The organism is Ditibartonella choladocola, from assembly GCF_002007565.1.
Taxonomy (GTDB): Bacteria; Pseudomonadota; Alphaproteobacteria; order Rhizobiales; family Rhizobiaceae; genus Bartonella; species Bartonella choladocola.
On record NZ_CP015625.1, the window covers coordinates 1749397 to 1763842 of the forward strand.

Below are 14446 nucleotides of genomic sequence, written 5' to 3' on the forward strand. Positions count from 1 at the left end.
TCGACCGGTCATCATACTTGCAAACCCCGCGAACACTGCAAGAAAAGAAGGGTGGCTTTCACCACTTGAATATTGACTTCAATCCGTTTTTTAATGAATGCTGCTTTCCGGCAACCCGATTTTCATTTACGAAAAACATATATTTCGACAAAAATTTCAGCCATCAGGCTTTTATAGATCAATCTCTTTCAAGAAATAACTGACTTTATACAGTCTTCAATTCTCCTGCAAAGCCGGATGCGTGCGAGTTGACGTTTTCTATTTTGCGTTAAGCAGTTTTAACGCCGCCGCACGGGCTTCATCGGTAATATGCTCGCCTGCAAGCATGCGTGCAATTTCCTCGGCGCGTTCAGCATCTTCAAGCTTACGCACGCTGGTAATCAGCCGGTCGCCATCCTTGTGTTCCGATTTGGAAATCAGAAAATGACTGTCGGCACGGGCGGCAACTTGTGGTGCATGTGTCACAGAAAGCACCTGAACACCTTTGGCAAGCCTTGACAATCTTTGCCCGATCGCATCGGCAACCGCACCCCCAACACCTGTATCAATTTCATCAAAAACCAGTGTGGGAGCAGAACCACGATCGGCCAGCGCCACTTTCAAAGCCAGAAGAAAGCGTGATAATTCGCCGCCGGAGGCAACCTTCATCATCGGTCCTGCACGGGTTCCGGGATTCGTGCGAACCCAATATTCCACCCTGTCGATACCTTCGGGCGTCCGCTCTTCTTTATTGCTTTCGATATTGACGATAAATTCTGCCCGTTCAAGCTTGAGAGCCGGCAATTCGGCCATGACCGCATTCGTCAATTCCTTTGCCCGTTCATGCCGTTTTTGCGAAAGTTCGCCTGCTGCCTTGTCATAATCGGCAAGGGCTGCGGCTGCCTCTTTTTCCAGTTTTTTGACAGTTTCCTCGCTCTGGTCAAGGTCTTTCAAGTCCTGATCCATCTTGTCGCGCAATTGCGACAGATTATCGACCGGAACATTATATTTCCGTGCGGCCGCACGCAAAGCAAACAGGCGTTCTTCGACATTGCCTAATTCTTGCGGGTCAAAATCGAGAGCACGCATGGCTGCATCAATACTGTCCTGCGCAAGTCCCAGTGCTTCGAGCGCGTTATCAATCGAATCGACAATCGGCTTTACCAATTCCTCGGCTTCGGGAATTTTGCGTTCGAGCCGCCGGACCAGATTTGCCAGAACGGGAACCGGTGATTGTGCACCATTCAACATATCTCCGGCTTCATTGATGTCACCCGCAATTTTTTCGGCTTTCATCATATCTGTTCGCCGGATTGCCAAAGTTTCTTCTTCGCCCGCTTGCGGGGCGAGTGCGTCAAGTTCTTCAACAGACGAGCGCAGATAGTCCGCCTCTCTCATAGCTTCCGCGACTTTTTCGCGGTGTTTTTTCAAAGCCGTTTCCAGCTCGTGCCAATGGCGATAACTCTCTTTGACCTTTTTGAGATCGTCATCCAAACGGCCATAAGCATCAAGAAGATCACGATGGGAGGCAATATCGACAAGCGCCCGATCGGCATGTTGCCCGTGGATTTCAACAAGTTCGTGGCCGACATCTCGCATCAATGCGACGCTTGCCGCCTGATCGTTGATGAAGACACGCGAACGCCCGTCCGAAGACTGGATGCGGCGAAGGATGATATCACCCTCGTCATCAAGGCCATTTTCTTTGATAAGTTTTCTGGCAGGGTGGTCAAGCGGCACATCGAACACCGCTGTTACCTGCCCGCTTTCGGCGCCATGGCGCACGAGGGAAGCATCCCCCCGCCCCCCAAGCGCAAGCGAAAGCGAATCAAGCAGAATAGACTTGCCGGCACCGGTTTCACCGGTGAGCACCGACAGGCCCGTTTCAAAGTTGATATCGAGCCTTTCGATCAGAACAATGTCGCGGATCGAAAGCTGTATAAGCATCTAAGCTCAAGAACCTTTTTTCAATCCGGTTTTGTTCAAAGCGCGTGAAATCCACGATCCCTTGTTTTCCTGAGGTGCTACCCCACCCTTTTGAAGGAGATTATAGGCATCTTTATACCATTTGCTTTCCGGATAGTTTTGCCCCAGAACAGCGGCTGCCGTTTGTGCTTCCGATGTCAGACCCAAAGCGTAATTGGTTTCTGTCAGACGGTAGAGAGCTTCCTCGATCTGGTTGGTGTTGGAATATTCTTCAACAACCGTGCGATAACGCTTGATCGCCGAAAGATATTGCTTGCGTTCCTGATAATAGCGGCCGATTTGCATTTCTTTACCGGCAAGCTGTTCACGACCGAAACGTATTTTTGTTTTGGCATCATCGACATATTCGGAATTGGGATAGCGGTCGACAACTTCCTGCATTGCAGCAATAGCGCGTTTTGTGTCTTTCTGATCGCGCGTAATATCCGGAATCTGCCGGAAATATGAAAGGCCAATGATATAATAGGCATAAGCTGCTTCTTCGGATGTCGGATAAAGACCAATATAACGCTTGGCCATATTGACCGCTTCATCGTAATTGCCTTTGCGGTAATTGGTGAAAGCGCCCATGACAAGTGCTTTACGTGCCCATTCCGTATAGGGATGCTGACGATCAATAGCCTCGAATTTTTTTGCAGCTTCGCTCAAACGACCGGCATCAAGATTGGCAAGTGCCTGATTATACAAAACATCCGGCGGATCAATCTTTTCGACATAAGATGTCAAATCCACATCTTTATCTTTTTTTGAACAACCGGCTGTCAGGCATACGCTGCCAAGCATCAACCCGATAATGACTTTACGCACGATAGTGGATTTCTTTGTTCCAGCATCCATAATATACGAATTCAACTTCGTCATGGTCTCTCCGGCCTTCCGGCATTCCCTCGTTTATCAAAACCCAAAAGACATCACCCAGCTCGTGTTTCAGACCGAATCGAAGTCATGGGAGGTTATAATGAGCTATTATCAACCTACAACATTAATATTGGATTAGCCGATTTTTACTCAATCGGTCAATCATTCCTTATAGGCTCAATTATGGCAATTCCCCAAAAACTGAAGTTATTAAAACCTAATTTTGTTAAAATTCTTTTGTTTCATAAGCCGAAGCATCCTGAAGCAACGCTTTTACAAGTTTTGCATTCAATGAATGGCCACCGCGAAACGAACGAAAAATCCCGATAATAGGCGCGCCTGCCAAGGCTGTATCGCCCATGGCATCCAATAATTTATGGCGGACAAATTCATTTTCGTAATAAGTACCGTCAGGATTGACAACTTTGTCATCTGTGCCGATCACAATCGAATTTTCCAAAGAAGAGCCAAGCGCCATACCGGCAGCCCATAACGTTTCAACATCCTTCAAAAAGCCGAATGTTCTCGCTTTGGAAATTTGATCTTTGAATTTTTCCGGCTCGCAATCAAAAACAAAAGTGCTTTTTCCGATGACCGGCGTGGCAAATTCGATAGAAACATCAAACCTGCGGCCGTCAAACGGCTCGAATTCGGCAAAACCGGTTGCCGATTCGACCCTGACCGTTTTCTTGATAAGGATGAATTTGCGTTTCACCTTCTGGTTCACAAAACCGGCTTTTTCAAATGCGGTGCAATAGCTCCATGAACCGCCATCCAGAATGGGAAGTTCGTTCGACGAAACCTCGATTCTCAGATTATCGAGATTATAGGCGTTGATAGCTGCCATCAAATGTTCGATTGTTTCTACACGCAGCTCGCCGGTTCCCAGCGTTGTCGAAAGTTCGGTCGCGCCGGTTTCAGAAGAGACTGCGCGGAAGCTCTTTTTTTCGCCGTTCGATGCAGTGCGGATAAATATAATTCCCGTATCCGGTTCAGCCGGATTGATCGTCAAAACGGAAGGAAGACCGGTATGCACACCATGCCCGCTCAGTGTCACAGCTTCAGCCAATGTTGACTGGTAATGAGGATCAAAACGAGAATTCATATGTTTGCCAACCATAGTTGCAAGATTTCCCTTCATGAGGCTTTTCCAACTTTTCTTCACATAACACCATTCATGACAATCTTCGACAGAGAATTTCAATAAAACACGACAGGTTGCAAACGGTGTTTTTATAAAGAAGCGGCATTTTGTTTTATTCTCTTGAAAATGATTGTCCGGAAAATTGCGGCTATCGTTGTCGAAAAAAGAAACCGATTATCGGAACCGCCGGACAGTTTTATCATTCCCTGACTATTTCAAAACACTATTCAATCACATTGCCTCAAGCTTTTATCTGTAATGCAGCATTTTCGTGGAGCAATCCGTATTTCTTATCCGGTTTCGCCCCCTTTATACGGCAGCGGTTTCTCAGCCCGTTTCTCAATCTGGTTCTCAGCCCGTTTCTCAACCGGCTTTCTGTCGGCTTATTCAACCGGTTTTTTACGTTATCGGTTTATGTTAGATAATTCGTGTTTCTGCGCTTTTTCAAAAACCGGTTGTTCTATTGGCTTTCTGAAAAACACGTTTCTTCCGGCTTTTGTTGTTAACCACCCCCGTTCCAGACGATTTGGATGCAATAAACGGTGTTCTAATCTAAAAAACAGAACCACAGCCCGTCCACTGAACGGGCGAATGATAAAGCTTGAACCATTGCGCTGACATTTACGCCCGCGGAATCAAGTCGTGTTGCCGAAAAAATTGAACGATCGGAAATATAGCAGGCTATTAAAAGCCAGTTTCGGCCAATTCCCTTTTTCAAACAAATCCGACTTGCCGCCCCTCCCCAAAGAATTGCTCACAAAAAGCGAAACGGTTTTACAGAGAAACAGCTTCAAATAGATTTCTATCAGAGATGTGAAAAGGGCGCGTTTTCCGGCTCTCTTATATTAACGGTGACCCGTCAAAGCAAAAAAAACCGCTGTTTTATGAGAACAGCGGTAGTTTTGAGAAGGTAATTGGGGCTTTTTATTATACCGGCTCATTATTTCATGATCGGAAATATAGCGGGCTATTAAAAGCCAGTTTCAACCAATTCCCTTTTTCAAACAAATCCGACTTGCCGCCCCTCCCCAAAGAATTGCTCACAAAAAGCAAAACGGGTTTATAGAGAAACAGCTTCAAATAGATTTCTATCAGAGATGTGAAAAGGGCGCGTTTTCCGGCTCTCTTATCACGGTGAACCGTCAAAGCAAAAAAAAACCGCTGTTTTATGAGAACAGCGGTAGTTTTGAGAAGGTAATTGGGGCTTTTTATTATACCGGCTCAATATTTCATGAGCCGATTTGTTATTACCGTTTATATTCAGTTTGCCTGACGACGCAGAAAAGCCGGAATTTCCAACTGTTCTTCTTCGTTGACAGGCTGCCGTTGCTGTTGCTGCGGCCGCATTTGCGGTTCGGCAGGCTGCTGGTGACGTGGAGCATAAACTGCAGCATCCGAAGAAAGTTGACGCCGGTTTTCCGGTGCTGGCATAACCGGTTCACGTGTTTGCTTGCGTGCCGGTTCGAGGCGCGCCGTCGGTTCTTCATCGCGATGGATAAGGCTCTGTGTCAATTTTTGCCAAAGGCTGCGCGGGCCTTGCTGTGCGGGTTGACGGTGTGCTGCAGCATTGGCCTTTTCACGAGCAACTGTCGGGAAGTCACGCAATTCCGGCATTCTGACCGGAGCCTGACGAGGCTGCGGTGCGGCCTGTTTTTCACGCATCGACGGTAGTTCTGTCATTTCGTCGAGAACACGAGCCGTTGCTTCCATATTCACCGGAGCATTGGTTTGTTGTTGAGCCATGCGGGGAGCCTGCATACGCGGCGTTTGCGGCATTTGCTGGGGCTGTGCATGAACCGTTGACGAAGCCTGGATTTGCGGGTTGGCACGTTGCGGAATGACGCCGCCATTCGACATCGGCGTTTTAAAGATCTCGCTTTGTGGACGGAACGGTTCTTCAACCGGTCTGTTCATTTCCAATTCGAGAGCTTCCATAACCTCGACCATCGGCTGGGCTTTCGGCTCGGAAAGTTGGGCTTTCGGTCCGTTTTGCGGTGCAGCCGAATTTTCGAGTTTGCGAACCGGATTAGGCATCTGGCTGCCCTGACCATCTGTTTCAGCGCCCTCTACATTCGCGCGATCAATACCGGTTGCGACAACCGAAACACGGATCACACCTTCAAGCGATTCATCGTCAATAGCACCGAAAATAACATTTGCATCGGCATCGACTTCTTCGCGAATGCGGTTTGCAGCTTCGTCAACCTCGAACAATGTGAGATCGCGACCGCCTGTAATCGAAATCAACAAGCCGCGGGCACCGCGCATTGAAGTCTCGTCGAGAAGCGGATTGGCAATCGCTGCCTCTGCGGCAGCAAGAGCGCGGTTTTCACCGGAAGCTTCACCGGTTCCCATCATTGCGCGTCCCATCTCGTGCATCACCGAACGCACATCGGCAAAATCGAGATTAATGAGACCTTCTTTAATCATCAAATCGGTAATCGAAGCGACACCCGAATAAAGCACCTGATCGGCCATCATGAAAGCGTCGGCAAAAGTTGTCTGTTCATTGGCAATGCGAAACAGGTTCTGGTTAGGAATAACAATCAGCGTATCGACACATTTTTGCAATTCCTCGATGCCTGCTTCGGCGGTTTTCATGCGACGGGCACCTTCAAAATGGAAGGGCTTGGTCACCACACCGACTGTCAAAATGCCTTTTTCTCTGGCAGCACGGGCAACCACCGGTGCGGCACCCGTACCGGTACCACCGCCCATACCACAGGTAATGAAAACCATGTGGGAATTGCCGAGATGATCCACGATTTCATCAAGACATTCTTCGGCAGCAGCCTGACCAACTTCGGGAAGTGCTCCGGCACCGAGGCCTTCGGTTACGGCTGCACCAAGCTGGATGACACGGTCGGCTTTCGACATTGTAAGCGCCTGTGCGTCGGTATTTGCCACGACAAAATCAACGCCCTGTAAACCGGCATTAATCATATTATTGACGGCATTACCGCCGCCGCCCCCCACGCCGAAAACAGTGATGCGTGGCTTCAATTCTGTAATATCTGGCCCGTGCAGATTGATTGTCATTGTCTTTTCCTTCTCAATAAGTACACCGCAAAGCCCTTAGCGGTAGAATTTTAAAAACATAACTCAACAACTCAAAAACTCTCGCGCAGCCATTGGCCTACGCGTTGAAAGCGCCCCCCCGTACCAGTCTTGAGTTGACCGATCGTATGGACGATTTTTTCCTCGAAACTTGCTGTCTGCGGATAGATCATCAAACCGACAACCGCCGAGAAAGCAGATCCCTTAGCCAAAGTTGGCAGCCCCGATACTCCCAGTGGACGGCCGACCCGCACATTGCGTCCCAATATTTTACGCGCCGTTTCCGGCAAACCTGTCAACTGGCTTCCACCGCCAGTCAACACGATACGTTTTCCGATAACATGACCAAAGCCCGAACGATTGAGACGGTCACGTACCATTTCAAGAATTTCTTCAACCCGTGCCTGAATAATTCTGGTTAATACAGCACGGGGATATTGCATTTCGCTGCGCTCGTCGGCAATCGGAGCAACGCTAATCATGTGACGGTCGTCAACGCCGCCCGGCAGTGTTGACCCGTGCATGACTTTAAGTCTTTCGGCATCTTCGAGCGGCATTGAAAAACCGCGGGCAATATCGAGCGTTACATGATTGCCACCAACCGGAATAGCGTCGGCATGGACAAAACGGTTATCCGAAAAAACAGAAAATGTTGTTGTGCCGCCGCCTATATCAATACAAGCTGCTCCCAGACGGGCTTCATCATCGACGAGAACCGCAAGACCGCTTGCCAGCGGTGTAGCAACCATGGCTTCTACACTGATGTGAGCGCGATTGATGCAGGCTTCAAGATTGCGCAAAGGTACGGTTTCAGCAGTGAGAACATGAACGTCGACACCAAGCAAATTACCTGTCATTCCGATCGGATCGGAAATGCCTTTTTCGCTATCGAGCGAATAATTGAGCGGGATCGAATGAACAATATGACGATCAAGGGCAAAAGCTTTTCTTGAAGCACTTGCCAACACCGAGCGGACATCGCGCATGGAAACTTCACGACCGCTCACATCATATTCGCCATGAACAACCACGCTTCTCAAGCGGGCAGACGAGAAATTGACAATCAATGAATCGACAATCAATCCTGCCATTTTTTCAGCAGCATCAACCGCCAACCGTACCGATTGCTCTGCCGCGGCCATATCCATGACCACGCCGGATTTTATTCCGCGCGAACGTTGTACGCCAAATCCCAATATTTCGATATGATGCGTACGGCCGGGCAAATATTGCGTATGATCGAGCGGGCGCAACCGTGCAATGACACAAACAACCTTGCTTGACCCCATGTCAAGAACAGTCAACAGCCGCGTCTTGCGCAATCCGTTATGGCTTGAACCGAGCAAATTCATGCGCGCCCCGCCTTCTGCGCCTTCAAGCGACGCTCTTCTTCTTTGACAACGTTATTGCGCCGTTCCAAAGCTTCATCCGACACTGCCACGGTAATCCGGTCGGGAAGCCGCAAATCAACGCTCAACACATCGCGCGAAAAAAGTCCCTGCTCTTTGTCTGCCTTGACAGCATCGGCAAGCCTTGCCATGGCATTTGCTTCCGGCAGTTTGATACGCACGCCATTATCGAGAAGCACATCCCAACGCCGATCACCAACGCGCACATAGGCACGCACATGTTCCTGAATTTCGGGAAATGCTGCCAGTTCATGCACAAAGTCGGAAGCTTTTTTATCAGCACCGATACCGACAACCAGTGGCAAATCACCAACCAGTCCCGGTCTGAACGGTACAATAACCCGACCTTCATTATCAATAATATCAAGATTGTCGCCATGCTGCCAAACAGCATAGGGTTGCCGTTCCACAAGTGAAACACGCACACGATCGGGATATATTTTTTGCACATCAACCGATTGCACCCATGGCAGTTCGCTTAAAACCTGACGTGCTTTTGTCGCATCAAAACCGATCATTGAAGTTTCGCCGTCAAGCCCCAGAGCCGAAAGAACATCAAGCTCCGACATACGGTCATTTCCGGCAATTTCTACATCTTCGACCGCAAAACCGAAAGTCGATGTCGTAGCTTTCACAACCTCGTCGGTATGGCCACCTGCCGAAATACCGTAAAAAGTCGAAGCCGCAAAAAACAACACCACTGCGAATGAACCGAAATGGCGTGGCAATTCTATTTCAGCCAAAACAAGTTGCGAGACAGTCCGCCGCAATCGCCTGTAAAGGCGAGGCAGATTCGACATAACAGATGCCGAAAAACTATCTCCGTGTTGACTGTTCAACGCATACACGACGCGTCCTCCACCATCCACTTCACAAGGTCTTCAAATGATAGACCCGATACTTTTGCCATATCCGGAACCAGAGAAGTCGGTGTCATTCCAGGCTGCGTATTAATCTCCAACCAGACCAACTCACCTTTCTCCTCGTCAAAACGAAAATCCGAACGGCTAACACCCCTGCACCCAAGTGCCTGATGTGCTGCTACAGACATCCTTTGCACATTTTGGTAAATAATTGGTGAAAGCGGAGCAGGACAAACATGTTTCGACCCACCCGGTTTATATTTTGATTGAAAATCGTAGAATTGAAATTCTTTATCCGGAACAATCTCGCAAACATCCAGTGCCTTATCGCCCAGAACGGTGCATGTCAGTTCACGCCCCGCAACGTATTTTTCAACAATAACATTATCCCCGTAATGCCATGCCGGACCGGTTATTTCTGCCGGTGGCGTATTCTGCCCGGCCTTGACAATAACAACACCGAAACTCGACCCCTCATAAACCGGTTTTATTACATAAGGCGGCTCGATCGGGTGTTTTTTACCAATCTCGAAGCGGTTCATCACGCGCGAGGGAGCCACAACAACACCGTTAGCAGATGCAACAATTTTTGCCCGCCCCTTATCCATAGCAAGAGCAGACGCCAAAACACCGGAATGCGTGTAGGGAATTTCTAAAAATTCCAATATGCCTTGAATACGGCCATCTTCACCGAAGATACCATGCAAAGCGTTAAACGCCACATCCGGTTTTATTTCGACAAGCTTTGAAGCCACATCGCGGCCGACATCAACCTTGGTAACTTTGAAGCCCACTTTTTCCAAAGCTTCTGCGCAAGCCGTACCTGACGACAGGCTTATAGGGCGCTCGGAGGAAAAACCACCCATCAATACGGCAACATGTTTTTTTGCCATGTTCTAAAGCTCCCTCAGCAACCACTATATATAGTTCACCCACATCAAAGCCATACTATTGATCGTTTGAATTCTGAATCATCCTTGCGAATCAATGGACTAGCGTTAACCATAATGAATCAGAATCGCCCTTCCCTGACAAGCCCCGCAATATCCAAGATGCTGATTCGTAAAGCGAAATTCCGTTCATCCCCTTGAAATGACTCATAGATTTTTTTCAGTTTTTTTTCGTTGTCTGTGTTTGTCGATTGGAACAAAGCTTGGCAATTCATAAAATAAGAAAATTTCAAATTAAAACACATTAATTTTTAGAAAAATTTTCTACTATGGATAATTCTATCCGGAAAATACAGAGTGGTAAAAACACCGTTTTCGATAATAAAGATAAATTTCAAAATTTAACAATCGCGGATTTTTTATAATACCATTACCGCTTCAATCCATTCAAATTATATTTATTATTTAAAACTTGAATAACATTTTCTTCATAGTTTTTATAAAAAATTTTTATAAAAACTACATAGCCATATTTTTAAACTTTTTAATTCTTTATTTTTTATTTTTTTCTTATCCGGTTAACTATAAATTTTTAGGTTATGTCTTTATTTTTGTGCTTCTATCATTCTAATAAATTTAAGAAAAATGTATTTCTATATTTTTAATTCGTATTGTTGTTACAAACCTTCCAAGACCGGTCATTTTTTACTGATTAAATTATCCCGCTTATTCAATATCGAGCTTTTTTATTGGATCAGCGGCTTGCAACAAAGGGTTCTACTTCCCGACCGGGTATAAATCGGCCGATACGTTTGATTTCCCAATGAAGGTCAATTCCGGTTTTTTCAAACACACGTTTTCTCACCGTTTCGCCTAAAAGTTCGAGATCATAGGCGGTTGCATCGCCTTTATTAATCATGAAATTACAATGCATGGTACTCATCTCGGCACCACCTATTGTCAATCCGCGGCAGCCGGCTTCATCAATGACTTTCCATGCCGATGTGCCTTCAGGATTGCGGAAGGTCGAGCCGCCGGTTTTTTCACGGATGGGCTGAACTTCTTCGCGGTGACGAATAGCCTCATCCATGGCTTTTTTAATGTCTTCCTTGTTGCCTTTCTGCCCTTCAAGCAAAGCACCGACAAAAATCAAATCATCATCAACCTTTGACTGACGATAGGAATAATGCATATCCGGAAGATTGAGGATGTGGCGTTTTCCTTCGCGGTCGAGTGCATAGACTTCAACAACATGTTGCGCTGTCTCGCCGCCATTGGCGCCGCCATTCATTTTCAGTGCGCCACCAAGCCCCCCCGGTATTCCGCAGTAAAAATGAAAACCTGAAATCCCCGCTTCGAGCGCGACAGAAGCAAGCCTTTTGTCAGTAGTTGCAGCACCGGCAAAAATACGCGTCTGCGAGACTTGCTGGGTTTCACCGAACCCTTTGGCCGAAAGGCGGATTGTCACACCGCCAATCCCGCCATCACGTATCAGCAAATTGGAGCCGATACCGACAATTGTTATCGGTATATCACGCGGCAATTTTTTTAAAAAAGCCGCAAGATCGGCTTCATCTGCCGGTTGATAGAAGACTTCGGCAAGGCCACCGGCACGAAACCACGTGACTTTGCTCATATCCACATTCGGGTGAATTCGTCCTCTTATACCTTCAAGAGAAGGTTGCAACCGCTTTAAAAGTGCTTCGCCATCTATCATCTGACCAAAACTTATTTTTTATCGAGATCTGCCAATTCATTCGGTAGAGCATAAGCCCATTGGGTAATATTGCCAGCCCCTAAAAATACAACATAATCACCGGGCTTTGCTATTTTTCTGACAATCGGGGCGATTTCCTTCGGGTCAGCAATATAGCGCGCATCACGGTGACCAGCGGTTTTGATCCGGTCAACCAGAGCTTTCGAGTTGACACCTTCAATCGGGTCTTCTCCGGCCGGATAAACCGGAGCGACGAGAATTGTGTCGGCATCATTGAAGCAGGTGGCAAATTCGTCAAAAAGGTTATGAAGGCGCGTATAGCGATGCGGCTGGGCAATAGCAATGACACGCCCTTTTACACTCTCACGGGCAGCTTTCAGAACAGCTTTGATTTCAACCGGATGGTGTCCATAATCATCGAAAATTTCCACGCCGTTCCAGCTACCGGTATGGGTAAAGCGGCGTTTGACACCGCCAAAACCCGCCAAGCCTTTGATAATCGCATCATCGGAAACGCCAAGTTCGTGTGCAACAGCAATGGCCGCTGTCGCATTCAGCACATTATGACGACCCGGCATTGGCAAAACCAGATTTTTCATCTCGATAACCGCGCCGGTTTTACGCGAGCGTATCACAACATCGAAATGCGATTTCGGGCCTTCCATGTGATGGTTCAGAAAGCGCACATCTGCCTGCGGGTTGGAGCCGTAAGTAATAACGCGACGGTCATCAATGCGGCTCACCAATGCTTGCACTTCCGGATGATCGAGACACATGACACCGAAACCGTAAAAGGGAACATTCTCGACAAATTGCAAATAAGCTTCACGTTCGGCCTCGAAAGTCCCGTAATGGTCGAGATGTTCGGGATCAATATTGGTAACGACCGCGACATCGGCCGGCAGTTTTAAAAATGTACCGTCGCTTTCGTCGGCTTCAACCACCATCCAGTCACCTTCACCCATACGGGCATTGGTACCATAAGCGTTGACAATACCACCATTAATAACCGTCGGGTCAAGATTACCGGCTTCCAAAAGCGTGCCGATCAGTGAAGTGGTTGTGGTTTTTCCGTGCGTACCGCCAATCGCGACAGCTTGCTTGAAACGCATCAATTCGGCAAGCATTTCAGCCCGTCTTACAATCGGTAAATGACGTTCTTTGGCTGCAATATATTCCGGATTATTTTTATGAATAGCCGTTGAAACAACGACAACTTCCGCCTGCCCCAGATTATCGGCACTGTGGCCGACATGAATTTTTATTCCGTGGGCGCGCAAACGCTCGACATTGGCATTGTCCGCCTGATCGGAACCTTGAACTTTATAGCCCAGATTATGGAGCACTTCGGCAATACCGCTCATGCCTATACCCCCAATTCCCACAAAGTGGATAAGGCCAATACTCAAGGGCATTTTCATGAAGTTTCTCCTTCTTTATATTCTTTTACTGTTTTGCCGGCGACCAATGCTTCCGCCAGATCGGCAAGACGTTTCGTCGCATCTCTATGACCGGCATTGTAGGCAGCTTTTGACTGTGTAACCAACAGCGCACTGTTTTTGGCAACCGCATCAATCATTTTTGCAAGCTCGTGACTATCGAGTTCTTTCTGCTGCATCACTTTAACGGCGCCGGTTGCAGCTAACTGCGCAGCATTGGCTGCCTGATCGTGATCGAGCGCGTAAGGGTATGGAACAAGTAAAGCGGGTCTGCCGATTGCTGCAATTTCTGACACTGTCGAAGCGCCGGAGCGTGCAATAATGAACTGGGCATCGGCAATACGCTTGGGCATATCATCGAAAAATTCTTTTACTTCTGCTTCTATATTCAAAGTGCGATAGGTTTCGACGAGTTCGTTCTGGTCGCCCCTGACCTGCTGGACAATATGGAGGCGTTTTTTAACATCATCGCCAAGTAGCTTTATCGCTGCCGGTACAATTTCGTTAAAAAATGAAGCGCCCTGACTGCCACCGAAAATTAGAAGATTGAAAGCGTCATTGCCGTTAGAAGGGCGGTATGGTTGTCTGGCCGCGTCGATGACCGCATCGCGCACCGGATTACCGGTTACAACAATCTTGTCTTTATACGTGCCTTCATCTTCAAGAAAGCCGCCGGCAATGGCATCAACCCGTGCAGCCAAAGCTTTATTGGCACGCCCCATCACCGCATTCTGTTCGTGGATAAAAGCAAGTAAGCCGGTCGACTTTGCGGCATAAAGCGGTGGCAATGTAGGATAGCCTCCAAAACCGCCGACAAGAACCGGACGCAGTTTTTTGAATAGTCGCCGTGACGCGCGAACGCCTTTCAAGAGTTGCCAGAGGGTTTTCGCCACTGCAAAAGGATTTTTACTGGTTATGGTTGCCGAGGGAATGACATGCACATGATCGTCGTCAAATGTGCGCACAAAGCGTCTTGCCCTGTCATCGGTAATCAAATGGACATCATAGCCCCGCCGGACAAGTTCGCCTCTTAACGCTTCGGCAGGAAATAGATGGCCACCGGTGCCACCCGCAACCAGAACAATTGTTTTTTTATCAGTCATT

10 protein-coding genes are annotated in these 14446 nt (G+C 47.8%); all 10 read right to left on the bottom strand.

The window, feature by feature from the left end:
* Positions 1–258: 258 nt before the first annotated feature.
* Positions 259–1926 carry a DNA repair protein RecN gene (gene recN / locus BBC0122_RS07830; protein ID WP_077992745.1) on the bottom strand — a complete coding sequence of 556 codons (1668 nt, stop codon included), beginning with the start codon at positions 1924–1926 and terminating at the stop codon, positions 259–261.
* A gap of 6 nt (positions 1927–1932) precedes the next feature.
* A complete protein-coding gene (locus BBC0122_RS07835) occupies positions 1933–2826 on the bottom strand; it encodes an outer membrane protein assembly factor BamD (protein ID WP_077992747.1) in 894 nt (297 codons plus the stop codon).
* A gap of 223 nt (positions 2827–3049) precedes the next feature.
* Positions 3050–3964 carry a UDP-3-O-acyl-N-acetylglucosamine deacetylase gene (gene lpxC / locus BBC0122_RS07840; RefSeq protein ID WP_077992749.1) on the bottom strand — a complete coding sequence of 305 codons (915 nt, stop codon included), beginning with the start codon at positions 3962–3964 and terminating at the stop codon, positions 3050–3052.
* A 1263-nt stretch (positions 3965–5227) separates the two neighbouring features.
* On the bottom strand, positions 5228–7006 hold the full coding sequence (gene ftsZ, locus BBC0122_RS07850) for a cell division protein FtsZ (protein ID WP_077992753.1): 1779 nt from the start codon (positions 7004–7006) through the stop codon (positions 5228–5230).
* A gap of 71 nt (positions 7007–7077) precedes the next feature.
* A complete protein-coding gene (gene ftsA, locus BBC0122_RS07855) occupies positions 7078–8376 on the bottom strand; it encodes a cell division protein FtsA (protein WP_077992755.1) in 1299 nt (432 codons plus the stop codon).
* Positions 8373–9281, bottom strand: a complete 909-nt coding sequence (locus BBC0122_RS07860) for a cell division protein FtsQ/DivIB (protein WP_369805243.1) — start codon at positions 9279–9281, stop codon at positions 8373–8375. Before BBC0122_RS07860 ends, ftsA begins: the two co-directional genes overlap by 4 nt.
* Complete coding sequence (locus BBC0122_RS07865) at positions 9269–10189, bottom strand: D-alanine--D-alanine ligase (RefSeq protein ID WP_077992759.1); 921 nt, start codon at positions 10187–10189, stop codon at positions 9269–9271. Before BBC0122_RS07865 ends, BBC0122_RS07860 begins: the two co-directional genes overlap by 13 nt.
* 751 nt (positions 10190–10940) lie before the next feature.
* Positions 10941–11903, bottom strand: a complete 963-nt coding sequence (gene murB / locus BBC0122_RS07875; protein ID WP_077992762.1) for a UDP-N-acetylmuramate dehydrogenase — start codon at positions 11901–11903, stop codon at positions 10941–10943.
* A gap of 11 nt (positions 11904–11914) precedes the next feature.
* Positions 11915–13324, bottom strand: coding sequence for a UDP-N-acetylmuramate--L-alanine ligase (gene murC, locus BBC0122_RS07880; RefSeq protein ID WP_077992764.1), 1410 nt, complete (start codon positions 13322–13324; stop codon positions 11915–11917).
* Positions 13321–14445 (bottom strand): undecaprenyldiphospho-muramoylpentapeptide beta-N-acetylglucosaminyltransferase, encoded by a 1125-nt coding sequence (gene murG / locus BBC0122_RS07885; protein WP_077992765.1) that lies wholly within the window; start codon positions 14443–14445, stop codon positions 13321–13323. The genes murC and murG overlap by 4 nt, the downstream gene beginning before the upstream one ends.
* Position 14446 lies beyond the last annotated feature (1 nt).

Bases quoted from the DNA above. Each gene is read 5' to 3' on its own strand.
- murG (WP_077992765.1), bottom strand. From the start codon at position 14,445: ATGACTGATAAAAAAACAATTGTTCTGGTTGCGGGTGGCACCGGTGGC.
- murC (WP_077992764.1), bottom strand. From the start codon at position 13,324: ATGAAAATGCCCTTGAGTATTGGCCTTATCCACTTTGTGGGAATTGGG.
- ftsZ (WP_077992753.1), bottom strand. From the start codon at position 7,006: ATGACAATCAATCTGCACGGGCCAGATATTACAGAATTGAAGCCACGC.
- recN (WP_077992745.1), bottom strand. From the start codon at position 1,926: ATGCTTATACAGCTTTCGATCCGCGACATTGTTCTGATCGAAAGGCTC.
- BBC0122_RS07865 (WP_077992759.1), bottom strand. From the start codon at position 10,189: ATGGCAAAAAAACATGTTGCCGTATTGATGGGTGGTTTTTCCTCCGAG.
- ftsA (WP_077992755.1), bottom strand. From the start codon at position 8,376: ATGAATTTGCTCGGTTCAAGCCATAACGGATTGCGCAAGACGCGGCTG.
- BBC0122_RS07835 (WP_077992747.1), bottom strand. From the start codon at position 2,826: ATGACGAAGTTGAATTCGTATATTATGGATGCTGGAACAAAGAAATCC.
- murB (WP_077992762.1), bottom strand. From the start codon at position 11,903: ATGATAGATGGCGAAGCACTTTTAAAGCGGTTGCAACCTTCTCTTGAA.
- lpxC (WP_077992749.1), bottom strand. From the start codon at position 3,964: ATGAAGGGAAATCTTGCAACTATGGTTGGCAAACATATGAATTCTCGT.